This window comes from Shinella sp. G-2 (genome assembly GCF_050172695.1).
GTDB lineage: Bacteria > Pseudomonadota > Alphaproteobacteria > Rhizobiales > Rhizobiaceae > Shinella.
Genome location: NZ_JBBEYH010000001.1, coordinates 655,728 through 681,883, shown reverse-complemented (window position 1 = coordinate 681,883; position 26,156 = coordinate 655,728). Strand labels below are relative to the sequence as shown.

General features: G+C 66.6%; 21 protein-coding genes. 9 read left to right on the top strand and 12 right to left on the bottom strand.

Annotation, left to right across the window (positions count from 1 at the left end; all coding sequences use genetic code 11):
* Positions 1-41 precede the first annotated feature (41 nt).
* The 4 genes from V8U06_RS03390 (at position 42) to V8U06_RS03375 (ending at position 3,869) form a co-directional block, all read left to right on the top strand.
* The gene (locus V8U06_RS03390; RefSeq protein ID WP_427139494.1) at positions 42-566 is read left to right on the top strand and encodes a SixA phosphatase family protein; all 525 of its coding nucleotides are present in this window, start codon (positions 42-44) and stop codon (positions 564-566) included.
* A 70-nt stretch (positions 567-636) separates the two neighbouring features.
* Positions 637-2,112, top strand: a complete 1,476-nt coding sequence (locus tag V8U06_RS03385) for a YcjX family protein (RefSeq protein WP_427139493.1) — start codon at positions 637-639, stop codon at positions 2,110-2,112.
* A complete protein-coding gene (locus tag V8U06_RS03380) occupies positions 2,109-3,173 on the top strand; it encodes a YcjF family protein (RefSeq protein WP_427139492.1) in 1,065 nt (354 codons plus the stop codon). The genes V8U06_RS03385 and V8U06_RS03380 overlap by 4 nt, the downstream gene beginning before the upstream one ends.
* 147 nt (positions 3,174-3,320) lie before the next feature.
* Complete coding sequence (locus tag V8U06_RS03375) at positions 3,321-3,869, top strand: hypothetical protein (RefSeq protein ID WP_226918848.1); 549 nt, start codon at positions 3,321-3,323, stop codon at positions 3,867-3,869.
* Here V8U06_RS03375 and folK read toward each other — a convergent pair.
* From folK to folP, 3 genes are read right to left on the bottom strand one after another with little or no spacing between them, the layout of a single operon-like run.
* Complete coding sequence (folK, locus tag V8U06_RS03370) at positions 3,862-4,380, bottom strand: 2-amino-4-hydroxy-6-hydroxymethyldihydropteridine diphosphokinase (RefSeq protein WP_427139491.1); 519 nt, start codon at positions 4,378-4,380, stop codon at positions 3,862-3,864. The two genes, V8U06_RS03375 and folK, sit on opposite strands and share 8 nt — an antisense overlap.
* Positions 4,370-4,738, bottom strand: coding sequence for a dihydroneopterin aldolase (folB, locus tag V8U06_RS03365; RefSeq protein ID WP_427139490.1), 369 nt, complete (start codon positions 4,736-4,738; stop codon positions 4,370-4,372). Before folB ends, folK begins: the two co-directional genes overlap by 11 nt.
* A 24-nt stretch (positions 4,739-4,762) precedes the next feature.
* Positions 4,763-5,635, bottom strand: coding sequence for a dihydropteroate synthase (gene folP / locus V8U06_RS03360; RefSeq protein ID WP_427139489.1), 873 nt, complete (start codon positions 5,633-5,635; stop codon positions 4,763-4,765).
* A 145-nt stretch (positions 5,636-5,780) separates the two neighbouring features.
* On the opposite strand from folP, the gene V8U06_RS03355 reads away from it, so the two are divergent.
* On the top strand, positions 5,781-6,392 hold the full coding sequence (locus V8U06_RS03355) for a DUF922 domain-containing Zn-dependent protease (RefSeq protein WP_427139488.1): 612 nt from the start codon (positions 5,781-5,783) through the stop codon (positions 6,390-6,392).
* Between the two features lie 312 nt (positions 6,393-6,704).
* Here V8U06_RS03355 and V8U06_RS03350 read toward each other — a convergent pair whose 3' ends face one another.
* The 3 genes from V8U06_RS03350 to V8U06_RS03340 form a co-directional block, all read right to left on the bottom strand.
* Positions 6,705-7,388, bottom strand: a complete 684-nt coding sequence (locus tag V8U06_RS03350) for an NAD(P)/FAD-dependent oxidoreductase (RefSeq protein ID WP_427139487.1) — start codon at positions 7,386-7,388, stop codon at positions 6,705-6,707.
* Between the two features lie 22 nt (positions 7,389-7,410).
* The gene (locus V8U06_RS03345) at positions 7,411-7,731 is read right to left on the bottom strand and encodes a 2Fe-2S iron-sulfur cluster-binding protein (protein WP_160856616.1); all 321 of its coding nucleotides are present in this window, start codon (positions 7,729-7,731) and stop codon (positions 7,411-7,413) included.
* 200 nt (positions 7,732-7,931) lie between these two features.
* The gene (locus V8U06_RS03340) at positions 7,932-8,300 is read right to left on the bottom strand and encodes an Hpt domain-containing protein (RefSeq protein ID WP_226918841.1); all 369 of its coding nucleotides are present in this window, start codon (positions 8,298-8,300) and stop codon (positions 7,932-7,934) included.
* 494 nt (positions 8,301-8,794) lie between these two features.
* Here V8U06_RS03340 and V8U06_RS03335 point away from each other — a divergent pair, with 494 nt between their 5' ends.
* Together V8U06_RS03335 and V8U06_RS03330 are read left to right on the top strand one after the other, a co-directional pair.
* The gene (locus V8U06_RS03335) at positions 8,795-14,695 is read left to right on the top strand and encodes a kinesin (RefSeq protein WP_427139486.1); all 5,901 of its coding nucleotides are present in this window, start codon (positions 8,795-8,797) and stop codon (positions 14,693-14,695) included.
* Positions 14,696-14,996: 301 nt separating this feature from the next.
* The gene (locus V8U06_RS03330) at positions 14,997-15,968 is read left to right on the top strand and encodes a Tim44 domain-containing protein (RefSeq protein ID WP_427139485.1); all 972 of its coding nucleotides are present in this window, start codon (positions 14,997-14,999) and stop codon (positions 15,966-15,968) included.
* 200 nt (positions 15,969-16,168) lie between these two features.
* On the opposite strand, the gene V8U06_RS03325 is transcribed toward V8U06_RS03330, so the two are convergent.
* The 4 genes from V8U06_RS03325 to V8U06_RS03310 all read right to left on the bottom strand — a co-directional run bounded on the left by V8U06_RS03325 (position 16,169) and on the right by V8U06_RS03310 (position 20,333).
* Positions 16,169-16,786: an ABC-type transport auxiliary lipoprotein family protein gene (locus tag V8U06_RS03325; RefSeq protein ID WP_427139484.1), complete on the bottom strand. Its 618-nt coding sequence runs from the start codon at positions 16,784-16,786 to the stop codon at positions 16,169-16,171.
* A 134-nt stretch (positions 16,787-16,920) separates the two neighbouring features.
* A complete protein-coding gene (locus V8U06_RS03320) occupies positions 16,921-18,291 on the bottom strand; it encodes an MlaD family protein (RefSeq protein WP_427139483.1) in 1,371 nt (456 codons plus the stop codon).
* A 60-nt stretch (positions 18,292-18,351) separates the two neighbouring features.
* Positions 18,352-19,143, bottom strand: a complete 792-nt coding sequence (locus tag V8U06_RS03315; protein ID WP_427139482.1) for an ABC transporter ATP-binding protein — start codon at positions 19,141-19,143, stop codon at positions 18,352-18,354.
* Between the two features lie 2 nt (positions 19,144-19,145).
* Positions 19,146-20,333 (bottom strand): MlaE family lipid ABC transporter permease subunit, encoded by a 1,188-nt coding sequence (locus V8U06_RS03310; protein ID WP_427139481.1) that lies wholly within the window; start codon positions 20,331-20,333, stop codon positions 19,146-19,148.
* Positions 20,334-20,432: 99 nt separating this feature from the next.
* Here V8U06_RS03310 and dgcA point away from each other — a divergent pair, with 99 nt between their 5' ends.
* Positions 20,433-21,416 (top strand): N-acetyl-D-Glu racemase DgcA, encoded by a 984-nt coding sequence (gene dgcA / locus V8U06_RS03305; protein WP_427139480.1) that lies wholly within the window; start codon positions 20,433-20,435, stop codon positions 21,414-21,416.
* On the opposite strand, the gene V8U06_RS03300 is transcribed toward dgcA, so the two are convergent.
* Positions 21,386-22,609, bottom strand: coding sequence for an MFS transporter (locus V8U06_RS03300; RefSeq protein WP_427139479.1), 1,224 nt, complete (start codon positions 22,607-22,609; stop codon positions 21,386-21,388). The genes dgcA and V8U06_RS03300 overlap by 31 nt on opposite strands.
* 125 nt (positions 22,610-22,734) lie before the next feature.
* Entirely contained in the window at positions 22,735-23,580 is an 846-nt protein-coding gene (locus V8U06_RS03295; RefSeq protein WP_427139478.1) for a UDP-2,3-diacylglucosamine diphosphatase, read from the bottom strand.
* A gap of 236 nt (positions 23,581-23,816) precedes the next feature.
* Between V8U06_RS03295 and V8U06_RS03290 the strand changes: the two genes are divergently transcribed.
* Positions 23,817-26,129 carry an NADP-dependent malic enzyme gene (locus V8U06_RS03290; RefSeq protein WP_427139477.1) on the top strand — a complete coding sequence of 771 codons (2,313 nt, stop codon included), beginning with the start codon at positions 23,817-23,819 and terminating at the stop codon, positions 26,127-26,129.
* Positions 26,130-26,156: the final 27 nt, after the last annotated feature.

Here is a 26,156-nt window from a genome sequence, read left to right as displayed (position 1 = left end):
CGCGGTGCGAATGATCGCCCGCGGGCGGATGGAGGACAGACTTGGCATCTTTCGGCACGCCGGCCTTCCGGCTCTATCTCCTTCGCCACGCCCGCGCCGCCTGGGCGCAGCCCGGCCAGTCGGATTTCGACCGCACGCTCGACGACGACGGCTTCGCCGAAGCCGAAGTGGTCGCCGAGGAAGCGGCCGACCAGGGCTACAGACCGGCCCTCATCATCGCTTCCACAGCCATGCGCTGCCGCCAGACGGCCGAACCCTTCCACCGCACGGTGAGCGAGGAACTGTCGATCGACTACGTCGATTCGCTCTATTCCGGCACGGTCGACACCTATGCCGAACTCGCCTTCGCGGAGCGGCAGGAAACCTCGGTAATGATCGTCGGCCACAATCCGATGATCGAGGAATTCCTGCACCTCCTCGTCGGCAAGGAGATCGCGGGGGCGGCCGCCCCCTTCGGCTATCCGACGGCGGGGCTCGCCGTCCTCGATTTCGACACCCGCCCGACGGCCGAGGATTATGGCGGCGCCTGCCTTGCCGGCTTCATGACGCCGCGCCCCGCGCGGTGAAAGAGACGGCGACGCCTCTTTTCCCGCCGGATTTCGTTTCCTATATCGCGTCCGATGCTGGAAAGAGACCTTGCCGCCTAGCCTGACCACTTTCACCGACGAAGCCCTGCTCGCGCTCGACGCGCTGACCGGCCGCGCCACCAATCTCGTCAATCCGTCGATCCGCCTCGGCGTGACGGGCCTTTCGCGCGCCGGCAAGACGGTCTTCATCTCCTCCCTGGTGCACAATCTCCTGAACGGCGGCCGCCTGCCGCTGTTCGAGGCGGGCCGCTCCGGCCGCGTCTCGAAGATCCGTCTGGAGCCGCAGCCGGACGACGCCGTGCCGCGCTTCCAGTACGAGGACCATATCCGCGCGCTCGTCGCCGACCGTGTCTGGCCGGATTCGACACGCGCCATCTCGCAATTGCGCATCACACTCGACTATGAAAGCGCTTCCGGCTGGGGCCGCCTGTTCTCACCGGGAAAACTCTCCATCGACATCGTCGACTATCCCGGCGAATGGCTGCTCGACCTGCCGCTGCTGGCGCAGGATTTCCGCACCTTCAGCGAAAATACCGTCGCGCTGGCGCAGAACGGCATCCGCGCCGAGCTTGCCCGCGACTGGCTGGCCCTTTCCAACACCGTCGATCCCTCGGCCCATGCGGAAGAAGCGACCGCCCGGTCGCTCGCCGAAGCCTTCACCGCCTATCTGAAGGCATGCAAGTCCGACGAGCGCTCGCTCTCCACCCTGCCGCCCGGCCGGTTCCTGATGCCGGGTGATCTCGAAGGCTCGCCCGCGCTCACCTTCGCGCCGCTGCCGAACCTTGCCACCGGCGCGCCGGCCAAGGGCTCGCTGCAGGCCATGATGGAGCGCCGCTACGAGGCCTACAAGACCCATGTGGTGCGGCCCTTCTTCCGCGAGCACTTCGCCCGGCTCGACCGGCAGATCGTGCTCATCGACGCGCTGCAGGCGATCAATCGCGGCGCGGAGGCCGTGCACGATCTCGAACGCGCCCTCGGCGATGTGCTCGACTGCTTCCGCGCCGGCACGAACAGCTTCCTGTCCTCCTTCGTCACGCGCCGTATCGACCGCATCGTCATCGCCGCCACCAAGGCCGACCACCTGCATCACGAAAGCCACCCGCGGCTGGAGGCCATCACGCGCCGGCTGGTCGAACGCGCCGTCGAGCGCATCGGCATGAGCGGCGCCGGCATCGAGGTCATGGCGCTCGCCTCCGTGCGAGCCACCCGCGAGGCGACCGTCAAGCATGGCGGCGAAGACCTGCCCGTCATCGTCGGCGTGCCGATGGCAGGCGAGACGATCAATGGCGAGACCTTCGACGGCGAACGGAAAACAGCCATATTTCCCGGGGACTTGCCGAAGAATCCGGATTCACTTTTCGAGGCGCTTGAATCACATTCTGAGGGCGACGCCCCGCCGCTGCTGAACTTCGTGCGCTTCCGCCCGCCGCATATCGAGGAGACGGGCGGCGGCCTGAAACTTTCCGTGCCGCACATCAGGCTGGACCGCGCGCTGCAATATCTCATCGGAGACCGGCTCGCATGAACGATCGCCCGCGCAAGCCCGCCGCCTTTTCCCTGCCGGACGATGCCGCGGCGAAGGACCCCGCGCGCGGCACGCCCCGCGCCCCCGCCGCCTTCGACGAGGCTGTGCGCTTGACGCCGGATGCGGAAGACCCGTTCATCGCCACCACCGCCGACCTGCCGGATCTCGTTCCGGCCGTCGCGGCGCCCCGCCCGCGCCGCCTCACGCTCGGCCGCATCGCCTTCGGCGCGCTCGGCCTTCTCCTCTCGCTTGCCATCGGCCTGTGGGTCGATGCGCTGATCCGCGATCTCTTCAGCCGCAACGACTGGCTCGGCTATCTCGCGATTGCCGCCGCCGCCATCGCCGCCGCAGCCCTTCTGGGTGTCGTGCTGCGCGAACTCGTCGGCCTGCGCCATCTCGCCGCCGTGCAGGACCTCAAGCAGGACGTCACCGAGGCCGCATCCTCGCCGACGCCCTCGGTCGGCCGCGCCATCGTCGCCCGCCTCGTGCATCTCCTTGCCGCCCGCCCGCAGACGGCCCGCGGCCGGGCGCGGCTCGCCGAAACGGAGGGCGAGATCATCGACGCCGCCCATCTCATCGATCTCGCCGAACGGGAACTGATGGCGCCGCTCGACCGCGAGGCACGCGCGCTGATCCTCGGCGCCGCCAAGCGGGTCTCGATCGTCACGGCCGTCAGCCCGCGCGCCCTGGTCGATCTCGGCTATGTCGTCTACGAGAGCAGCCGGCTGGTGCGCGCCATGGCCGAGCTCTACGGCGGGCGGCCCGGCAAGATCGGCATGGTGCGGCTGATGCGCGATGTCATCGCCCACCTCGCCGTCACCGGCTCCATCGCCATGGGCGACAGCCTCGTGCAGCAGGTGCTCGGCCATGGCCTTGCCTCGAAACTCTCCGCCCGGCTCGGCGAAGGCGTCATCAACGGACTGATGACGGCGCGAATCGGCATCGCCGCCATGGATCTCTGCCGCCCGATGCCCTTCCGCGCGCTCAAGCGCCCCGGCATCGGCGATTTCATCGGCGACCTGACGCCGGGCAACGCAGGCGGCCGCCGCGACGAGGCGTGACCGCAAGGCAACACCCCGGTTTTCCGGGGCGACGATCCCGGCAAATGATCGAGAGCAGGACGGCAGGAAACCGTCCATTAACCATTTTCGCGCAAATCTCATCGCACCAAAGCAGGCCGAATGGCCGTCGCCCATCAAGGATCGTTCATGTACCCGCGCACCTCTTTGATCGCCCGCGCCTCCGCAGCGGCCATCCTCGCAGCCACCACCTTCGCCGTCCCGGCCGCCGCCGGCTCGCGCGACAGGGCCTTCTTCGACCAGGTCTCGGGCAACTGGCAGGGCAAGGGCGAAATCGTCGCCGGCAAGTACAAGGGCACCAAGTTCAACTGCGACCTGACGGGTGACACCGCCGTCGCCAAGGATGCCGGCATCCAGCTCGACGGCTTCTGCCGCGTCGGCGTCTTCAAGCAGCCGATGTCCGCGCTGATCACCAAGGCGGGCGGCACCTACAAGGGCAAGTTCCTCGACGGCGCGGCCGGCAAGGGTCTCGACATCACCTCGGGTCAGGTCGCCGGCAACAAGGTCGTCGTCGGCATCAACCGCCAGCGGCTGAACGGCGCGATGATCGCGCGCCTGGAAGGCGACAACAAGATGAACATCACCATTTCGGTGAAGGTCGAGAACAAGATGGTGCCGGTCATCGGCCTGTCGCTCGACCGCAATCTCGACGACATCGCCGTCGGTTCGATCAAGTAACCTGCCACCAGTCGGAGCCGGCGCTCGCCGGCTCGATGCCCGCAATGTCCGCATCGCCAAGCCAGGCCTCGACGGTGCGCCCCTCTACGTCCATGTCAGGCGCCACATCGGCAAGCGGCATCAGCACGAAACCGCGGCCCGTCATGCGCGGATGCGGCAGTTCCAGCCGGCCGCCGGCCTGCTCCACACCCTCATAGGTCAGAACGTCGATATCGATGGTGCGCGGCCCCCAGCGCTCCTTGCGCTCGCGCTTCATCTCCCGCTCGATGCCGAGACAGGTATCGAGCAGCGCTTCGGGGGCAAGCGTGGTCTCGATCAAGGCACAGGCATTGAAGAACCAGTCCTGATCCGTCTTGCCCCATGGCGGCGTACGGTAGAGCCGCGACACGGCGAGGACCCGGCAGTCCACCCGCGCGTCAAGCGCCTGCAAGGCATCGGCCATGGAGCGCACGGGATCGCCGATATTGCCGCCGAGACCGAGCGTTGCCCGGCGAAAAGGCTCAGACGGCATGATCGATCGTCACCTGGACATAATCCAAGACGCCGGGCACCGGTGCATTCGGCTTGCGAACGGTAATGCGGGCGCGGAAAATCTGCGGGAAGCGGGCGCAAAGCACAGTGGCGATCTCCTGCGCCAGCGCCTCGATGAGATAACGGCGCTGGCCGGTGACGATCTTCTCGATCTCCTGGAAGGCGACGCCGTAGTCGACGGTCGAATCGATGGAATCGTCGGACAGCGGGCGCAGCGGCCGCACGTCGAGTTCCGCATCGACGAAAAAGCGCTGCCCCAGGAACTCCTCGGCATCGTGCAGGCCGTGGCGGGCGAAGAAGGCGCAGTTCTTTAGCGTGATCGTGTAGGTGGTGGTCATCATCTGTTCCTGTCTGGCTGGCTGTCAGGCGCGCGCTTCGCGCGCCTTCACCGTGCGCCCCGCCGCGAGCATAGCATCCGCGATGGCAAGCGCATCCCTGTTGATTGCGACATCGTGCACCCGGAAGACGGCCGCCCCGGCGACACGCAGCAGCGCCGTCGTCGCGCCCGTACCGACGTCGCGGTCCGCCGCCTCCCGGCCTGTCACCGCCCCGACGAACCGCTTGCGCGAGGTGCCGGCGAGGATGGGCAGTTCGAAGCCGTAGAGTTCGCCGAAGCGCGCCATGAGTTCGAGGTTTTCGTCCGTGTCCTTGGCAAAGCCGAAGCCGGGATCGAGCACCATGGCCTCGCGCGCGACACCGGCCTCACGGGCGATTTCCAGAGAACGGCCGAGAAAGAGATACTGGTCCTCGACGACGTCCGGCCGTTTCTCGCGGTCGCGGCCGGTATGCATGATGCAGAGCCCCGCCCCCGTTTCCGCCGCCACACGGGCGATGTCCGGCTCGCGCTGCAGGCCATGCACGTCGTTGATGATATGCGCGCCGGCGGCAACGGCAAGCCGCGCCGTCTCCGCGCGATAGGTATCGACGGAGATGATGGCCCCGGTCGTGCCGGCAAGCGCCTCGATGACGGGAAGGATACGATCCTGCTCTTCGGCGGCGCTCACGGGGGCGGCCCCCGGCCGCGTCGATTCCCCGCCGATATCGACGATCTCGGCGCCCTGCTCCAGACAGAGGATCGCCTCTGCCACCGCCGCGTCAGCGCTGTCGAAGCGGCCGCCGTCGGAAAAGGAATCGGGCGTCACGTTGACGATCGCCATCAGGATGCCGCGTGGACCGAGCTCCAGATGCCGGCCGTGGGCAAGCGCCCAGCGGAAGGGATCGAACGGTGAGAACATGGCGGTTTCCTCCCGCGATTAACCAGTGCCCCGGATAGGGTGTTGCGCTCGCCGAGCCTATGCCCCAAGCTTAAGGGAAGTTCAACCGGCCCCTTCGGCCGGCACACCATCGGGCAAACCCGATGGCGAAAGGAATGCCGAATAGATGACGACCATCGCTCGCCTGATGGCCCTTGCCGCCCTCGCCGCCCTTGCCGTCCAGCCGGCCCGTGCCGAGACGATCACCTCCAAGACATTCTCCTATTTCTCCGTCGGCGGCCGCACGGCGGCGGAACTGGACGAGGAACTGTCGAAGCGCGGCCCCATGATGAAGCACAGCGGTTCGCGCCATCCGGGCGCCACGCGCATCAAGTGGGGCGGCTCGGTGACCTATATGCGCCACGGCAGCCGCTGCGCCGTCGGCGAGGCGAAGGTGACGCTTTCCACCCAGATCATCCTGCCGCGCTGGAAGAACCGCAAGCGCGCCACGGCCTCCCTCGCCCTCATCTGGGATACGCTGTCGAGCGACATCAAGCGGCATGAGGAGCGCCACGCGGAAATCGCGCGCAACCACGCCCGCGACCTGGAGCGCACGCTGAAGCGCCTGCGCCCCGAAGCCGATTGCGAGCGCATGCAGGCGCGCGTCGACCGGGCGACCGCCGATGCGGTGGCAAAGCACGATGCCGACCAGGCGCGCTTCGACCGCATCGAATCCAAGAACTTCAACGACCGCATGATGCGCCTGCTGGTGCACCGGCTCAAGGACCGCGCCGAGTAAGACGCGCGGCAAGGCATGTATTTCCTGACAATCCTTTAATGGATTCGGACCGGATCAAGCGCCGGCCGGTGCCGCATACGTAAAATAACTGGTGAATTCTAGCGATAGCGCAAATTCGCAAATCATCGTAATTTCATTTCAACAGTGAATGGGAAGACGATTTTTCCTTCCCGAAGTTGCATGAAGCAATCTGTAACAGGTTCTCCTGGCGCGTCCCAATCGAAGCAGCAGGTGTCTCCTCCCTCTCCTGTCTGCGATGCGCCCTCCTGGCCTCGCTCGTCTTCAACGACCGGCGAGGCTTTTTTTGCCCTTCTATTCTTGAGAAGACAGTGCGCCTTCGATTTTCTTCTTCAGGCGTGAAGAAGAGGTCGTATATTCGAGCGTCGTCCGCCCGCCGGGAAACGAGATGCGGCGGATGGCCTGCGTCATCAACGCCGCCTCGTGGAAACCGGACAGGATCAGCCGCAGCTTGCCGGGATAATGGCAGGCATCGCCGATGGCGAAGACGCCGGGCTGCGAGGTCTGGAACCGTTCGGGATCGACGATGAAGGCGTCTTTCGTGCGGTCGAGCAGCCAGCCCGCGGCGGGGCCGACCGCGAGCGTGGCCTCGCCTTCGCCCGGCACGAAGGTTCCAAGCCCCGTTGCAAGGACGACCACGCTGGCGCCGAGCTGCTCGCCTTGGGACAAGGTCACCTTGAAGCGCCCGTCCGGTTGCTGGGCGAAGCCGGTCGCGGTGGAGCCGAGACGGAAGACGGGAGAAAACGGAGCGATCTGCTCGAGCAACCGGGCGGTCAGGTCCAGCCCGTCGATCTTCGGGAATCCCGGCACGTCGTAGATCGGCTTGTCGGGATAGAGCACGGCGCATTGGCCGCCCGCGCGGTCGAGGCTGTCGACGAGCGTGCATTTCAGCCCGTAGAGGCCGAGCTGGAAGACAGAGAACAGCGCGACAGGCCCGGCGCCGATCACGACCACATCGGTATCGGCTCCGGCGTCCATGTCACGCTCCGTTGGGGTGATGTCAGGCCTGGCGTTCCGGCACGTGCACCACGAGCCCGTCGAGCGCATCCGACATCTTGATCTGACAGGACAGGCGCGAGGTGGGGCGGACGTCGTAGGCGAAGTCCAGCATGTCCTCTTCCATCGCCTCTGGCGGGCCGACGGTGGCGCTCCAGGCGTCGTCGACATAGACATGACAGGTCGCACAGGCGCAGGCGCCGCCGCATTCCGCCTCGATGCCGGGCACGGAATTGCGCACGGCATTTTCCATGACAGTGGAGCCGTTGGCGACATCCAGTTCGTGGCGCGTGCCGTCGAAGGCGACGATGGTGAGTTTGCTCATGATGGCTTCCGGATCCTCAGGGCTGCCCGAAGGGGCGAATGGCTGGCCGGCGGAAGGTGCGGGAACCGCCGGTTTTCGGCGGACGTTTCCAACAAATCCCTTCCTCAGTCAACATCGCGCGCGCCGTGGCGCGCGCGCAGGTCCGGGCGCGCCATCGGCTTTGCCCGCCGCGCCAGCCCCCGGGCGGCGGGATGCGACGATCAGCGGCAGAGCTTGAGGATGAAGTTTTCCGCCTCGACCACGGCGGCGGTGACGGCCGACAGGGCGATGGCATCGGCCGGATTTTCCTCCAGCGCCGCAGCCGCCCTGGCGACACCGCCCGCGCCGACGGACTGGGCCGAGCCCTTGAGGCGATGAGCAACGGCGCCGCGCGCGGCGCCTTCGGCCGCCGCAAGCTCGCGCATGCTCTCGCGGGCCTGCCGCGCGAACATCTGCAGCACTTCCAGCCCGAGCGCCTTGTCGCCCATCGTCTGGCGGGCCAGATGTTCCAGATCGACCGGGCGCGCGCCGGAGGGCGCGATGCCGCCTGCATTGTCGGGCGCCTCGAATGCGATGTTGAGCGCTGCCATTTGCCGATATCCTTCTTTACGCGGGTACGCTGTTTCGTTGTGATGCATGCAGACGCCCAAAAGGCCGGACTGTCATTCTGCGTTGCCGGCGCGCCTATCCGCTTAAAAGACGGCGCAAAATGGGCATGAATCGCAAACTATGGTTAACGGCTGAAAATTCGCCTTTTTCACAGGTTTTCCATTGCGATACAGAATCGCCCGATTTTAACTTCCTGTTAAGTTTCGGCCGAAGGGAGATGGCAATCAATTGTGTGATACAGGCTAATGTGTCACTACGATACGACCGGATAGTCCCGGTGGATAAGCCGTGGGCGGAGATACACCCCTTCGCCGTTTCGGGTTATCGAGCGAATTTGGAATGAACGGGGGCCCGGACGCTGTTTGCCATGAGGGTATGCAGCAAGACCGGCCACCAACCGGACGGTTCGAATGCGCCTGAGCAGCGGCAGAGCGTATGAAGCCCGATCCCGGACATGGTAACGAGGCGTAACCGCATGGCGACGAACAAGTCCACCGAGTCGATCGACGAAAAGGCCTTCCAGGCCCTCGAAGAAGCACTGAAGATCGACTTCGACGATCTGGTCCAGGAAACGCCTCCCCGGAAGGAGAACTCGGAGGCTCGCGTGTCCGAACCGGCAAGCCGCAGTGCGACCAAGGTCGAGAAGTCGTCTCACCAGGCGGCCTCCGGCGAAACCGCGCGCAATCTCGCGCCCGAGCCGGCGCCCAAGACCCCGACCTTCACCCCCGCCAACGACGCCTCGCGCAAGACGCCCGCCGCGATCCTCAAGTCGCTCGACATGCGCTCCTCGCGCGGTCCGATCCGCATGGCGATCCTCGCCTCCATACTCTGGATCATCGGCGGCCTCGGCGTCGCCAACCTGCTCTACGCCCCGCAGATCTGGCAGATCCGCTCCATCGCCGACCTCGTCGCCCTGCCCGGCGCCATCGGCATGCTGGTCGCGATCCTCATGCCGATCATGCTGTTCTTCGCCTTCGCCATCATGATCGCGCGCGCCCATGAGCTGCGCAGCGCCGCCCGCTCGATGGCCGAAGTCGCGCTCCGCCTTTCCGAGCCGGAAACCGTCGCCACCGACCGCATCATGTCGGTCGGCCAGGCCGTGCGCCGTGAAGTCTCGGCCATGAACGAAGGCATCGAGCGCACCATCGCCCGTGCGACGGAACTCGAAACCCTCGTGCATTCGGAAGTCAACGCGCTGGAGCGCAGCTATTCCGACAATGAAATGCGCGTGCGCACGCTCGTGCAGGAACTCGGCTCCGAACGCGAAGCGATCGTCAGCCATGCCGAGCGCATCCGTTCGTCGATCTCCGGCGCCCATGAGCAGCTGAAGGACGAACTGGCCAGCGCCGGCGACAGCATCACCGCGCGCCTTGCCACCTCGGGCGAGGCCTTCGCCTCCATGCTCGACACGCGCGCCGCCATGCTGATGGAAAAGTCCGACAGCGCGACGCAGACGATCGGCGCCATGCTATCCGCCCGCACCGACAGTCTCCTGTCCACGCTCAGCTCCTCGGGCCTCGCGCTCGCCAACGAGTTCGACAGCCGCCTCGACCAGCTGACCCAGAGCCTCGATTCCCGCGGCCGCGACCTGCTGCAGCAGTTCGAGACCCGCGCCTCCTCGCTCGACACCAACACCGAGAAGCTGAACGCCGCGCTGAACGAGCGCGCCAAGCAGCTGAACGAAACGCTGATCGCCCGCACCCGCGAGATCAGCGAAAGCCTGTCCATCGGCCAGCATGCGGTGACCAGCGGTCTCGACCATGTGCTGCAGTCGATGAATTCCGCGCTCGACGAAAAGGGCGCACAGTTCCGCCAGAGCCTCAAGAACGCCGCCGACGACACCGTCATGGATCTCGACCTGCGCTCGGGCTTCTTCGACGAGCGCATGCAGGCGACCGTCGGCCAGATCGCCGGCGCCTTCGATCAGCGCGTGGAGGAATTCGCCCAGGCCTTCGACCAGCGCGCCGGCTCGCTCGACTCCAAGCTGATGGAAAGCCTCGCCCGCATCAACGAGACGGTCGCCAGCGGCCGCGAAGCCATCGACGGCATCCTGACAACCAGCATCGACCGCCTCGGCAACACCCTCACCGACCAGTCCTTCGCACTGGCGACGACCCTCGGCACCAGCCAGGAAGTCTTCGAGAGCGCCGTTTCCGGCCATGCCGATGCCATCAACAAGGCGATCACCGGCGCGCATGAACGCGTCGGCTCGGCCCTTTCGGAAAAGTCCGCGGCGCTGCTCGGCGGCCTTGCCGACGTGCAGAACCGCATCGAGAGCGGTTTTGGCGCCCGTGCGGATGCGCTGGCCGAAAGCATTTCCGGCAGCGAGCGCCGCCTGACGGAAGCCCTCGACAACCGGGGCACCGCCATCGCCACCGATATCCAGGCCGCGCAGGCCCGCATGGAAGACGCCCTCGGCGCACGCGCCGACGAGATCACCTCGACCATCGCGGCCAGCCATAACCGCCTCGACGCCGCACTGACCGAGCGCACCGCGGCCCTCTCCTCCATGCTGAACGAGACCGGCAGCCAGCTCGAGCAGTCCGTCGGCACGGCCGCGAACCGCGTCGAGACAGCGCTGACGGGCGCCGCCCGCCAGATCGACGAGGTCATTACCGGCCGCACCGCGAACCTTGCCTCCGTGCTCTCCAACAGCGCCGGCTCCATTCAGACGGCCATCGACGCCGCGGCCGACCGCGTGGAAAACGTGCTCACGGAAGGCAGCCAGCAGCTTGGCGGCGTCCTGCACGGCCAGGCCGCCGAATTCGCCGATGCGTTCTCCGGCCGCGCCGCCGAGATCGCGGAAGCCCTGTCGGGCCGCGCCTCGCAGCTTGCCGGCTCGCTCGTCTCCACCCATGAGCAGATCCGCGCCACGCTGGACGACCGCATCAACGCGATCAACGTGGCGATTTCCGAAGGCCGCGACCAGCTCACCGAAACGCTGAACGATCAGGCGACCAGCATCGGCACCTCGATCGCCACCAGCGCCGGCATGCTGGAAATGTCGCTGGAACAGCATGAAGAGAACCTGCGCCGCACCATCGACGGCAGCGCTTCCCTGCTCGACCAGCGGCTGCGCGAAAGCGCCGGCGCCGTCGCCGAGCGCCTTGGCGAAACCTCGTCCAGGATCGCCGACGCCGCCACCCTCTTCGGCTCGCGCATGGAACAGACCGTCGACAGCGTCGCCAGCCGCTTCGAGACCACCGGCAGCCGCCTGGAAGAAAACCTCGGCAAGCTGGAATCGCGCATCGAGCACAGTGTCGACAATGTCTCCGGCATCGTCGACACCGCCGCCGCCCGCATTTCCGACACCCTGTCCGAGCGCCTTTCGGATCTCGACCGGGTCGGCAGCGACGTCTCGCTGCGCGTCTCCGACGCCCTCTCCCGCCCGATCGCTGAAGTCGACCGCATCGGCGACGAGACGACGGCCCGCATCGCCGCCGCGCTTGCCGGCCGTGTCGGTGATATCGAGCGCGTCAGCGCCTCTGCCGCCGATCGCATCGAAGGCGCGCTTTCGGGCCGTATCGGCGATATCGAGCGCGTCAGCGCCGACGCCGCCGACCGCATCGAGGGCGCCCTTTCCGGCCGCCTCAACGATATCGAACGCGTCACCGGTGCCGCCGCCGAGCGTATCGACGGTACACTTGCAAGCCGCGCCAGCGAGATCGAGCGCGTGGCCGGCGAAGCCGCTGCCCGCATCGACGGCGCCCTTGCCGAACGCGCGGGCCAGATTCTGCGCGTCACCGGTGAAGCCGCCGAGCGCATCGACGGTGCCCTCGCCGAACGTGCGGGCCAGATCCTGCGCGTGACCGGCGAAGCCGCAGAACGCATCGACGGCACGCTGGCGAACCGCGCCGGCGATATCGAGCGCGTCTCCAACGAAGCAGCCGAACGCATCGCCGCGACCATCGACGAGAAGACCGGCCGCATCGAGGAACGCCTCGGCACGATGGACCGGGCCCTCACCATCGGCCTCGACAGCGTCAACCGCACCATCGACGGCAAGGCTGCCGGCCTTGCCCAGACGCTGCGCGAAGCCGTGACGCAGGCCGCCCAGGACATGGACGCCGAAGCGATCCGCTCGGCCCAGTCGCTGGCCAAGACCGGCGAGGAATTCGCAAGCCTCTCCTCTTCGCTGCGTGGCGCAGTCTCACGCGCGGCGCAGGACATGGGCATCGAGGCGCAGCGCGCCGCCGAGACCATCGCCAAGACCGGCGAGGACTTTGCCGAGAATCTGTCGGCCCGCAATGAAGCTTTCACCCGCGCGGTCGAAGAGACCACCACCTCCGCCGCCGCCCGCTTCGCCGAGACCGAAAACCGCCTCGCGAGCCAGGCACAGTCGCTGCGCGCCGGCCTCGGCGATGTCGAAAAGGCCCTGGAAGCGCGTGGCGCCTCCATCCGCTCTACGCTCGACGACCGCACGCGTGAACTCAACTCCATGCTGGCAAGCCGCACGGAAGAGCTGTCGCGCCTCATCAACGAGGAAGCCCGCCCGGTCATCGACGACTACGCCGCCGTTGGCCGCGAAGCTGCCGAGCGCATCACCGGCGTCGCCCGCGAAAGCGCCGAACGCCTGCGCAACGAGAATGCCGCGCTGATCGACGCGATCTCCGCCCGCACGGCCGACACGCTCGCCGCCATCAGCACCCGCACGGAAGAAGCGGCCGGCGCGATGCGCCAGATCGAAAGCGGCCTGCAGGCCAATGTCGAGAGCCTCATCGCCCGCCTTTCGGAAAGCAACGGCGCGATCGCCGGCATGGTCGATGCGGCGAGCCAGACGCTCGGCGCCATCGACGGCCGCCTGACGACCACGGCCGAGCGCTTCTCCACCTCCGCCGAGCGCGCCTCGGACATGGTGGCAACGACCTCGCGCCTGCTCGAAGGCAAGGTCGACCGCCTCTCCGACATTTCCGCCGGCACGCTCTCGCAGATCGGCGGCATCGTCGGACGCTTCGAGGATCACTCCAAGATCCTGTCGCAGGCATCCGATCTCCTCGCCGCCGCCCAGTCGAACCTCGTCTCGACGCTGGAAGAGCGTCAGGACGCGCTGCGCTCGCTCTCCATCGGCCTCGTCCAGCGGTCGGAAGAGATAGAGAAGACCATGCAGTCGCTCGAAGGCATGGTGGAAGGCGCGTTCAGCCGCGCCGAGGAACGCTCGAACCTCATCGCCGGCAATCTGCGCGGCGGCATCCAGAGCTCCTTCAACGAAGTTGGCCGCATCCTCGGCGAAACCGAGAAGCGCGCCGAGGCCGCCGCAACCACGCTGCGCGACTCGCTGGTCAAGGCCGGCGAGGAAGCGGGCCAGTCCGTCGAAGGCGCCTTCACCCGCGCCGAAGAGCGGACGAAGGAAGTGGCCAGCCGTCTGCGCGGCAGCGTCGGCGCCTCGCTGTCGGATGTCGACCGCCTGCTCAGCGAATCCGGCAAGAAGTCCGAAGCCGCAACGACGGTCATGCGCGAAGCGATGCGCGAAGCCGTCGAGGAAGCCATCGGCAAGTTCTCCGGCGCAACGGAGGAAATCCGCCGCGCCGCCAGCGAAATCCGCAAGGAGCTCGACCAGACCCGCGGCGAACTGAAGCGCAGCGCCTTCGACCTGCCGGAAGAAGCCAAGGAAAACGCCGCCCAGATGCGTCGCGCCGTCAGCGAGCAGATCAAGGCCCTGCAGGATCTTTCCGACATCATCGGCAAGTCTTCCTCCGCGCTGGAAGTCTCGCGCCCCGCAGCCCAGCCTGCCGCCGTGCAGACCGCCCAGGTGGTTCAGACGGCCCAGCCGGTGCAGCAGCAGACCCGCGTCGAACCCCGCCGCGAGGAGCCGGCCCCGCTGCGTGGCAGCCTCGGCCTCGAGCGGGCGGCAGCGGCCACCGTACCGCAGCGCGCACAGCCCCTGCCCGCCGAGGCCGACGCCAAGACGGCCGGCGAAGGCGGCTGGATGCGCGATCTCCTGCGCGGCGCCGTCTCGCGTGAGGAAGCCCAGTTCGGCCAGCCGCGCGGCGAAGGTCAGGCCGCCCGTCCGGCGGACAACCGCAACCCGCGCCATGTGGTGGAATCGCTCAACTCGCTGTCGGTCGATATCGCCCGCGCCATCGACCACGACGCCTCTGTCGACCTGTGGCGGCGCTACCAGCGTGGCGAGCGCGATGTCTTCACGCGCCGCCTCTACACGCTGAAGGGCCAGCAGACCTTCGACGAGATCAAGCGCAAGTACGAGCGCGAGCCGGAGTTCCGCACCGCGGTCGACCGCTATATCTCGGACTTCGAGAAGCTGCTCGCCGACGTCGCCCGCAACGACCGCGACAAGGTGATGACGCAGACCTACCTCACGTCGGATACCGGCAAGGTCTACACCATGCTGGCCCACGCCGCCGGCCGCTTCAGCTAAGCGGATCAGGCACCGGAATGAAGCGACGGCCGCCCATCGGGCGGCCGTCTGCTTTTGACGAACCCCACCTGCCCGCCGCCACCATCTGCGGCCTTGAGTCAGGGCTCCTCTTCTCCCGGTGGCGAAGAATCGGTCGGGCGCCTTGCACGGCTTCGCTGGCAGCTGCCGCCGCTCCGCGACCTTTTGCCTGTCGGGCGCGCCGCCCATCACCCACTTTTGAACGGCCGGAACCTTAAAATCCGCGGCCGCACTCTCTATATGCCGTTGGAACCGTCGCACGACGCATGGGGAAGAGGAAAATATGATTTTGATACAGGGATTTGGCCGCGCGCTGGCAATGCTCGCGATGGCGCTGGTGGTGATGATGACGGTGGTGGACGTGGCGGAAGCCCGTCGCGCCGGCGGTGGCTTCGGCAGCCGCGGCACCCGCACCTTCTCCACGCCCTCGACCACGCGCACCGCGCCGACGGACGCCCAGCCCATCGACCGCACCATGACGCGCCAGCAGTCGGCCCAGCCCTCGGCGAGCCGCAACACCACCGCCAATACCCCGCGCCCCGGCCTCTTCAACGGCTTCGGCGGCCGGCTTCTCGGCGGGCTGATGCTCGGCGGTCTCGTCGGCATGCTGCTCGGCTACGGCCTCGGCGGCGGCATCGGCTTCCTCGGCCTCATCCTGCAGGTCCTGCTGATCGCCGGCCTCTTCATGATGCTGCGCCGGATGTTCGCCCAAAAAGGCGCGCCTGCCTATGCCGGCTCGGGCGCCCAGCGCAGCGCCTACCAGAACGGTGGTTCGGACTTTGAAATCCCGCGCATCGGCGGCGGTAGCCGGCAGGCTGCGCCCCAGCCGAAATCCGGCGACGAGATCGGCGTCAAGCAAGAGGACCTCGATCAGTTCGAGAGCATGCTGAAGGAATTGCAGACGGCCTATGCCGCCGAGGATTTCCGCACGCTGCGCCAGATCACCACGCCGGAAGCCATGTCGTATCTGGCCGAGGAAATCGGCGACAATGCCACGCAGGGCCTGAAGAACGACGTGCGCGACATCCATCTCGTGGAGGGCGATATCGCCGAAGCATGGCGTGAGGGCACGGACGAATATGCCACGGTCGCCATGCGCTACGAGAGCATCGATGTGATGCGGGACCGCACGAGCGGTCGCGTGGTCTCCGGCGATCCCGACAATCTCACGGAAGCCGTCGAAATCTGGACCTTCGTGCGCCGCAATGGCGGCGACTGGAAGGTCTCTGCCATCCAGGGCGTCGAAGCCGCCTGAGGCTCCAAGGCATGCGCCGCCGATGTGGCGCATGCCTCCACCCGGTCCGATGCATGCGGGCGAACGGACGGATGACGAGGGGTTCCCCCCGTCACGCAATCGGCACATTGTCAGGAAAAACAGCCATTGCCCTTCGCCCCGCATGCGGGGTGAGCGTCGCAGCAACGGCATGAAACGCGCTCCGTGCGCGGACAGTCCGGTCAGATCGACTTCAGCGTCCAGCCGACGATATCGGCCGTCACCGCGGCGAAGGCCGCATCCAGCCCCTTCACGAAGGCAACGCTGCCCGTGCCGCGCACCGGCACCGACGCGCGGAAGACCTTCTGCGCCCGTATCGTACCGTTGCGGTCGTTGAGCAGCTTGGCAGAAATCTCGACGACGGCCGTATCCGCGCCCGAGGTCTGCACCTCGAAGGAGCGGATATCGGTGACGATCTGGTAGTCGATCGCCAGTCCCTGCCCCGGCGTGCCGACGCCGCCGATGCGGCCGGTATTCTCGAATGCCTGAACGAGCTTGGCCTGCACCATCTTGCTGAGGCTGTCGCTCCACTGCGCCTGCGCGAGATACTGGATTTCCGAGGGGGACGGACGGATGACGATCTGCTCGCTGTCGAGCGCCTTCAGCGCCGAAGGCTGCGGCACGAGAATCTGCCGGCTCTTGGCGACCGGTCCCTCGATGGCCGTGACGGCCGAAAGGCTGAACGTGTCGTTCTTCGCCGGACCGCTGCCGCAGGCGGCAAGCGTTGCCGCCAGAACGGCGACGAGCGCGGCCCGTGCCGCAGTCCCGCTCCGCAACAACTCCATACCCGATACCGTCATTTCATCCTCGAACCCTGATACATGCTGTGTAGCAGTGAGACAGCATGCTGTCACGGCTGCGCGAACGGACAAATCGTGTCCGAACCATCCGGGTTCGCCATTGTGGGGATAGCGCCACACTTTCCGCCGGTCTTTCAGCGGCGCGTACGGCCGTCATACTGCTTGACCGTCTCGCCGCCGAAGAGCAGGCGCTGCGGATTGCGCTCGAAGCCGGAAATCGCGCTGTCGAGATTCTGGATCGTGCGGCGTGTATCCAGGACCAGGGCCTCGACATCGCGCAGGCCCGAGCCGGAGAAGCGCTGCAGCCCGTCCGCGATGGGGCCGATGCGGCCGTTCAGCGTATCGGCCGCCTGCTTGATCGACTGCAGCGTCGCCTTGGCTTCCGCGAAGAGCGATTCGGAATCGCCCTCGCCCAGGAAGCCGTCGAGCTTGGCGAGCACGCCATCGACGCGCGTGGATGCGGCATTCAGCTTGTTCGCCATCTGCTGCACATCGGTGATGATCTGGTCGATATCCTCCCCGCGCGAACCGATACGGTCGGCGACGCCCGTAACGGAGGCGATGGCCTTGCGTGCATCGGCCGAAGCGACGGAGATATTGTCCACAGCGCCGCTGATCTTCTGCGGATCGACGGCGGCGATCAGGCCATCCACCTTGTCGAGGCTGGCAGTCGCACGCTTGCCGAAGTTGTCGAAGGTCTCGGCGGTCTTGCGGAAACCTTCCAGCGTCTCCTTGACGTTGCCGGACGCGTCCGCGATGTCCTTGCTGACCTTGTCGACATTGCCGACGAAGTCCTCGACCTTTTTCGGATCGACCGCCTTGATGAGCGAATCGACCGAGGCGAGCGTGGAATCCAGCCGGCCGGAAAGGTTCTTGAAGGTGGTGGAAAGCGCGCCGACGCTCTGCAGGAACTCGTCGATATTCTCGCCGTTGCGGGCAAGCGAACCGGAGAACTGCTCGGCATTGCGGATCGTATTGGTCAGCGGCCCGCGCGCATCGGCGACGAAGCCCTGGATATCGGTGATGGCGGTATCCGCGCGCTTGAGGATCTTGTCGGCGGTGGACAGGATGTTCGTCACGCTCGACTGCTCGGCCGTCAGCGTCGCGATGGTCTCGTTGTCGAAAGCCTCGCGCAGGATGTTCGGATCGGCCGGATTGCCGCCGCCGAGCTCGATATAGGCCGCGCCCGTCAGGCCCTGCACTTCCAGCACGGCCTGGGTGTTCTGCTTGACCGGTGCGCTGGTGGAGACCTCGGTCATCGCGACGGAAAACTTCGGATCCTTCTTGTCGATGGCAAGGCTGCGCACGGAGCCGACGGGAATTCCGTTGAAGCGCACCGGCGAGCCGACGGAAAGGCCGTTGGCCGAGCCTGGAATGCGGATCGCCAGTTGCGCCATCTCGCCGCCGCGGCCGTATTGCGACATCCAGTAGACAAAGACGAAGGCAGCCGCCATGACTAGGACGGTGAAGAAGCCGACGAGGGCGTAGTTGGCTTTCGTTTCCATGCTTCAGGCTATCCTGCTCGCAGTTCCAACAGCCGGGGCCGCGCGGCGCCCGGACATCCTTCACGTGTTGCGCACGATCGATCGCGCGCGCTTGCCCCGGAAATAGGACTGCACCCACGGATCGTCAAAGGCCAGCATGTCCTCGATCGTGCCTTCGACCAGAACCCTCTTCTGCCCGAGCACGGCGATGCGGTCGCACACCGAAAACAGGCTGTCGAGGTCGTGAGTCACCATATACACGGTCAATCCCAGGGTGTCGCGCAGTTTGGCGATCAGCTCGTCGAATTCCGCCGCGCCGATCGGGTCGAGGCCAGAGGTCGGCTCGTCGAGGAAGACCAGCGCCGGATCGAGCGCGAGCGCGCGCGCCAGCGCCGCGCGCTTGATCATGCCGCCCGAAAGCTCGGACGGGAACTTGTTCGCCGCTTCCGGCGCAAGGCCGACCAGTTCGATCTTGAGGCGCGCCAGTTCGTCCATCATCGCCTGCGGCAGGTCGAGATATTCGCGCATCGGCACCTGGATGTTCTCCTTCACCGTCAGCGAGGAGAACAGCGCGCCGTGCTGGAAGAGCACGCCGAGCTTCATGTCGAGGGCGAGGCGCTCGGCCTCCGTGGCCTTGTCGAAGTCCGTGCCGAAGATGCGGATATTGCCGGAACGGCGCGGCAGGAGGCGCAGCACCGTGCGCATCAGCACCGACTTGCCGGTACCGGACGCGCCGACGAAGCCGAGGATCTCGCCGCGGTAGATGTCGAGGTTGAGCTTGTCGAGCACGACATTGCTGCCGAAGGCCACGGTCAGATCCTTGACCGAAAGCACAACCCCATCCTGTTTTGCCGAAGCCGAATCCATCTGCATCCCTAGAAATCGATTGCGGCGTAGAACATGGCGAAGAGGCCGTCGACAAGGATGACGACGAAGATCGACTTCACCACGGCGGCGGTGACGTGTCGGCCGAGCGATTCGGCGCTGCCGCCCACCTTCAGGCCCTCCACGGAGGCGACGATGCCGATGATCAGCGCCATGAACGGCGCCTTGATCATGCCGGAGACCACCGTCGACAGGTCGATGGCTTCGCGCAGGCGCGACTGGAACGTGTCGAGCGTGATGCCGGAATAGGACCAGGCGACGAAGGCCGCCCCGCCTAGCGCGGCGAAGTTGGCGAGGATCGTCAGCAGCGGCAGCGCCACCGTCAGCGCCACGAGGCGCGGGAAGACGAGCACGCCGATGGGGCTGAGGCCCATGACCTTCAGGGCGTCGATCTCCTCGCGCATCTTCATCGAGCCGATCTCGGCGGTGATCGCACTGCCGGAGCGGCCGGCGATCATGATGGCGGTGAGCAGCACGCCCACCTCGCGAAGCTGCAGAATGCCGACGAGGTCGACGACGAAGACTTCCGCGCCGAAATAGCGAAGCTGGAACGCGCCCTGCTGGGCGATGATCGCGCCGATGAGGAAGGACATCAAAAGGATGATCGGCACGGCGCGCACGCCCATGTGGTCGATCTGGTGCACGATGGCCGCCGGCGACACGCCGCTGCGGCGGCCGAGCTTAAGTTGCGCGCCGCGCACCGCCGAACCGAGGATGAACATGGCGGCGACGGCATCGTCCCACACATCCACCATGACGCGGCCGATGGGCGCGAAGATGCGCTCGAAGCGCGAGACGGGCGGACCTTTCTCCTCGCGCGGCTCGGCGAGCTTTTCCGGCAGCGCGGTGACGAGATCGGCATAGCGCGCGCCCTCGCGGTCGGAAACGCTGACATCCGCGCCGCCGGCCTGCCGCTCGGTGATCGCCCGGCGCAACAGCCACGCGCCGGCCGTGTCCATCTCGCTCACGCCACTGAGATCGATTTCGAGCGGGCCGTCCTTGCCGGCGGCAATCTCGGCGAGACGCTTGCTGGCGGCGACGGCGGTCGTGTTCACCCAATGGCCGGAGAGACGCCAGATCTCCCCGCCCTTGCCCGGCAGGCTTTCGGTTGCGATTTCGGCTGTGGGGCTGGCGGGGGCGGTCAAGTCTCTTGCATCTTCCCGTGCTTGGGACAACATGCGCCCTGTCTTACCGGCTCGCCGGCCGTCTGTCACCGAACGAACGGTCAAAAGCCGCCTCCCGCCCCGAAAATTTCGGGGCCAGTCAGGATCGATCTCATGCGCCGCACCCTCCTCGCCGTCACCGAAAGCTTCCCGATTGCCGGGACCTTCACCATTTCGCGGGGCGCCAAGACGACGGCCGAGGTGGTGACCTGCACGATCGGCGGTTCCGGCCTCATCGGCCGCGGCGAATGCGTGCCCTATGCCCGCTACGGCGAATCGGTTCCGGGCGTGCTTGCCGCCATCGAGGCGATGCGCGGCGCCATCGAAGACGGCATGGGCCGCGAGGACCTCGCCCGGGATATGCCGGCGGGCGCGGCGCGCAATGCACTGGACTGCGCGCTCTGGGACCTCGAGGCCAAGCTTTCCGGCGTGCCCACCTGGCAGGTCGTCAACAACGAGGCCCCGCAGCAGCTCGCCACCGCCTATACGCTCTCCCTCGGTGAGCCGGAGGCGATGCAGCGGCAGGCGGCGGACAATGCCTGGCGGCCGCTGCTGAAGGTGAAGGTCGGCACGGCGGACGATGCCGCGCGCATCCGCGCTGTGCGCGCCGGCGCCCCCGGCAGCGCCATCATCCTCGACGCCAACGAGGGCTGGACGGCGGACAACCTCGCCTATCATTTCGACCTCTGCGCCGAGGCGCGCATCGCCCTCGTCGAACAGCCGCTTCCGGCCGGAAACGATTCGGCGCTGCGCGACCATCGACGCCCGATTCCGATCTGCGCCGACGAAAGCGTGCACCGCACGGAGGATGTGGCGGGGCTTGCCGACCGCTACGACGCCATCAACATCAAGCTCGACAAGGCCGGCGGGCTGACCGAGGCGCTGGCGCTGCGCGAGGCCGCGCGCGAGAACGGCCTCAAGATCATGGTCGGCTGCATGGTCGGCACCTCGCTCGGCATGGCGCCGGCCGTGCTCCTGGCGCAGGGCGCCGATTTCGTCGATCTCGACGGCCCGCTGTTGCTTGCCCGCGACCGCGAGCCGGGCCTTCACTACGAGGGCTCGACCGTTTATCCGCCCGAAGCCGCGCTCTGGGGCTGAGGGCCTGCCGGCGGGGCGACGAACCGCCCCGCGATGATGCAGACGAGACCCGCAACGGCAACGATCGTCATCAGATAGAAGCCTGCGACGCCGTACCAGTTGTAGGCATAGCCGGAGACGAAGGTGGCCGCCGCCGTGAAGATGCCGGTATAGAAGAAGTAGAGCCCCTGCGCGGCCGCTTCCTGTTCCTCCGCGACCCGCTCGACGAGGCGGCTCTGCACGCTGATATGCATGATGGCGAAGGTGAGGGCGTGCAGGCATTGCAGCGCGAAGTAACCACCGAAGCCCATCTCCATCGGAAAGAGGATCCAGCGTCCCACGGCGACCAGCGAGCCGAAGATCATCATCGACCAGACACTGAACCGGCGGCGAAGCTGGACGGCGAAGGCGAAGAGGATCACCTCGGCCAGCACCCCTGCACTCCAGAAAATGCCGACATCCGTGCCGCTGAAGCCGAGCTTCTGCCAGTGGATGACCGAGAAGGCGTAGTACATGGCGTGGCTGGCGCTGACGAGCGATGCGCCGATCAGCATAAACTGCACGTCGCGCTGGCGAAGCGAGCCATCCGCCGGCATCGTGGCGATGGCCGTGATAGGCGACGGCCGGCGCGGCTTGCCGATCTTCGGCACGATCAGCGCGCCGAGCACCGTCAAAAGGAAGGCGACGGCCATGGCCGGCAGCACCATCGCCCCGCCGTACAATCCGGCGAGCCAGCCGCCGGTCATGGTCGACACGATGAAGGCGAGCGAGCCCCACAGCCGCATCTTGCCATAGTCGAAATTCCAGCGGCGCACGCCGGAGAGCGCGATGGCGTCGGTGATCGGCAGATAGGGCGAATAGACCGCGCCCTGCAGCGTATAGAGCAGCAGCACCGGCCAGAAGGAGCCCGTTGCGAAGAGCGCCAGCGCCGTCGCCAGCGACAGCAGGCCCGACCAGAGCAGCACGACCGCACGCTCGCCGATCCGGTCGGCGAGGATGCCGGCCAGCGGCGCGGTGAAGACGCGCACAAACATCGGCAGGGCCAGCACGATGCCGATCTGGGAATCGTTCATCGAGAGCGTTTCCAGCCAGACGGGGAAGAACGGCAGCGCAATGCCGTTCACCATCATGGGTGCGCAGAAAACGAGGGCGATGCGCGCGGCGAAGAACGGCGGCGCGCCTGAAGTCACGGAGAACCCGGAAGGGGCAGTCATTGGCGGGGAACCTGCGTTGGGACGCTCCCGGCTCTAGCACGGCGATGTACGTACGCCAATGCGCTATTTCTGCCGGGCGGGATCGCATGTCCCTGCTGCGCGAACGCCGCGCGGCCCTCCACGCGCTAGGCGGCTTCGACGCCCACCGGCGTGCGCGCCTCGATTGCCGGCATCTGCCGCGAGACCGGCAGCACCTCGGCCGGAACCGAGGCGAGCTTCTGCCAGGTGATCAGCTCCATCTCGCCGTCGTGGTGCTCGGCAATGGCCGTGCAGCTTTCCACCCAGTCGCCGCTGTTGATGTAGCGGATGCCGTCGATCTCCGTGATGACGGCGTGGTGAATATGGCCGCAGATGACACCGTCGGCATTGTTGCGCCGCGCTTCCTCGGCAACGACGCGCTGGAACTCGCCGATGAAGTTCACCGCCGACTTCACCTGCTGCTTGGCCCAGGCGGAGAAGGACCAGTAGGGCAGACCGAGCTTGCGGCGGATGGCGGCGAAGACGACGTTGATGGCGATGGCCGCGTCATAGGCCCAGTCGCCGAGATAGGCGACGACGCGGGCATGGCGCACCACGACGTCGAACTCGTCGCCGTGCAGCACGAGATAGCGCTTGCCGTCCGCCGCCTCGTGGATGATGCGCTCAGCGACTTCAACACCGCCGAAATGCGTGCCGGGGAAATCGCGCAGGAACTCGTCGTGATTGCCGGGAATGTAGATGATGCGCGTGCCCTTGCGCGCCTTGCGCAGGAGCTTTTGCGTGACGTCGTTGAAGGCCTGCGGCCAGTACCAGGCGCGCTTCAGCCGCCAGCCGTCGACGATGTCGCCGACGAGCACGATGGTCTCGGCTTCATGATGCCGCAGGAAATCGATGAGGAAGTCCGCCTTGGCCGCCTTGGAGCCCAAATGCACATCCGAAATGAACAGCGTGCGGAAATGGCGGACATTGGGATCGACGGGGGTCACGGTCATGCCTTTGGTCTCCGGGTGGCCGGCCGCCGCGATCATCGTCATGACGGGCGGCTTTGGTTCCGTTGAAAACCAGACTCCTGTTTCAAATTGATGACACACCTATGCATTTTCCGTCCGCAAATAGGCATTGCGCGCGCGGACGATTGCGGCTTTATGGAAGGTTCCGAAAACTTCGCGTCGCGGCGGTTTCGTGCCACGAATAGCCGCAACGAAAACAGCATATGGCAGGGAGCATCATGAGCACGGGTGATAAATCGAGGACGCAGAACGGCCCCGTAAGCGGCGATATCGACCAGCAGGCCCTCTTCTTCCACCGCCACCCCCGCCCCGGCAAGCTCGAGATCACCGCCACCAAGCCGCTCGGCAACCAGCGCGACCTGGCGCTCGCCTATTCGCCGGGCGTGGCCGCGCCCTGTCTCGCCATCCGGGACAATCCGGACACCGCCGCCGACTATACGGCCCGCGCCAACCTCGTCGCCGTCGTCTCCAATGGCACGGCCGTTCTCGGCCTCGGCAATATCGGTCCGCTCGCCTCCAAGCCGGTCATGGAAGGCAAGGCCGTCCTGTTCAAGAAATTCGCCGGCATCGACGTCTTCGATATCGAGATCGACGCGCCGACCGTGGGCGAGATGGTCAATGTCGTTTCCGCGCTGGAGCCGACCTTCGGCGGCATCAACCTCGAGGACATCAAGGCGCCGGAATGCTTTGAGGTCGAGCGCCAGTTGCGCGAGAAGATGGACATCCCGGTCTTCCACGACGACCAGCACGGCACGGCGATCATCGTCGCGGCGGCGATCCTGAACGGCCTGGAACTGGCCGGCAAGGCGCTTTCGGATGCCAAGATCGTCGCCTCGGGCGCCGGCGCGGCCGCGCTCGCCTGCCTCAACCAGCTCGTCGCCTTGGGCGCGAAGGTCGAGAACATCTGGGTGCACGACATCGAAGGCCTCGTCTACAAGGGCCGCGAAGTGCTGATGGACCAGTGGAAGGCCGTCTACGCCCAGGAGACGGACAAGCGCCAGCTTTCCGAGAGCATCGACGGCGCCGACGTCTTCCTCGGCCTTTCGGCCGCCGGCGTCCTGAAGCCGGAACTGCTCGCCCGCATGGCGGAAAAGCCGCTCATCATGGCGCTCGCCAACCCGACGCCGGAAATCATGCCCGAGGAGGCGCGCGCCGCCCGCCCGGACGCGATGATCTGCACCGGACGCTCGGACTTCCCGAACCAGGTCAACAACGTCCTGTGCTTCCCCTACATCTTCCGCGGCGCGCTCGATTGCGGCGCGCGCACGATCAACGAGGAAATGAAGATGGCCGCCGTGCGCGCCATCGCCTCGCTCGCCCGTGAGGAAGTATCCGACGTCGCGGCCCGCGCCTATTCCGGCGACACGCCGAGCTTCGGCCCGAACTACCTCATCCCCTCGCCCTTCGACCAGCGCCTCATCCTGCGCATCGCGCCGGCCGTCGCGCGCGCCGCGGCCGAAACGGGCGTTGCCCTCCGCCCGATCACCGATTTCGACGCCTATCTCGACCAGCTCAACCGCTTCGTCTGGCGCTCCGGCTTCATCATGAAGCCGATCTTCGCCGCCGCGAAGAAGGCCGAGAAGAAGCGCGTGATCTTCGCCGAAGGCGAGGACGAGCGCGTGCTGCGCGCCGCCCAGGTGCTGCTGGAAGAAGATATCGCCAAACCCATCCTGATCGGCCGTCCGCAGATCATCGAGACCCGCCTGAAGCGCTACGGCCTGCGCGTGCGCCCGCATGTCGATTTCGAGGTGGTGAACCCCGACGACGACCCGCGCTACCGCGATTATGTCGATGACTACCTGCGCATCGTCGGCCGCAAGGGCGTGAACCCCGAGGCGGCCCGCACGATCGTGCGCACGAACCAGACGGTCATCGGCGCGCTCGCTGTCCGGCGCGGTGAAGCCGATGCGCTGATCTGCGGCGTGGAAGGCCGCTATGCCCGTCACCTGCGCGACGTCAGCCAGATCATCGGCAAGAAGCCCGGCGTGCTCGATTTCTCCGGCCTCAGCCTGCTGATCTCGCAGCGCGGCGCGACCTTCTTTACCGACACCTATGTCACCATCGACCCGACGGCCGAGGAAGTGGCGGAAATGACGGTCATGGCCGCCGCGGAAATCCGCCGCTTCGGCATCACGCCCCGCGCCGCGCTCGTCTCGCATTCGAACTTCGGTTCGCGCGATTCCGAAGGCGCCTCCAAGATGCGCCGCGCCATGGACATGGTGCGCGAGATCGATCCGACGCTGGAAGCGGACGGCGAAATGCACGGCGACGCCGCTATTTCCGAAGCGCTGCGCCAGCGCGTGATGCCGGATTCGACGCTTTCGGGCGAAGCCAACCTGCTGGTCTTCCCGAACCTTGACGCCGCAAACATCACGCTCGGCGTGGTCAAGACCATGACGGACAGCCTGCATGTCGGTCCGATCCTGCTCGGCGCCGCCCTGCCCGCCCATATCCTGTCGCCGTCCGCCACCTCGCGCGGCGTCGTCAACATGGCCGCGCTTGCCGTGGTGGAAGCCTCCTACCCCGCCTGATCCGGGCGTGACCCGAATCCGGAACGG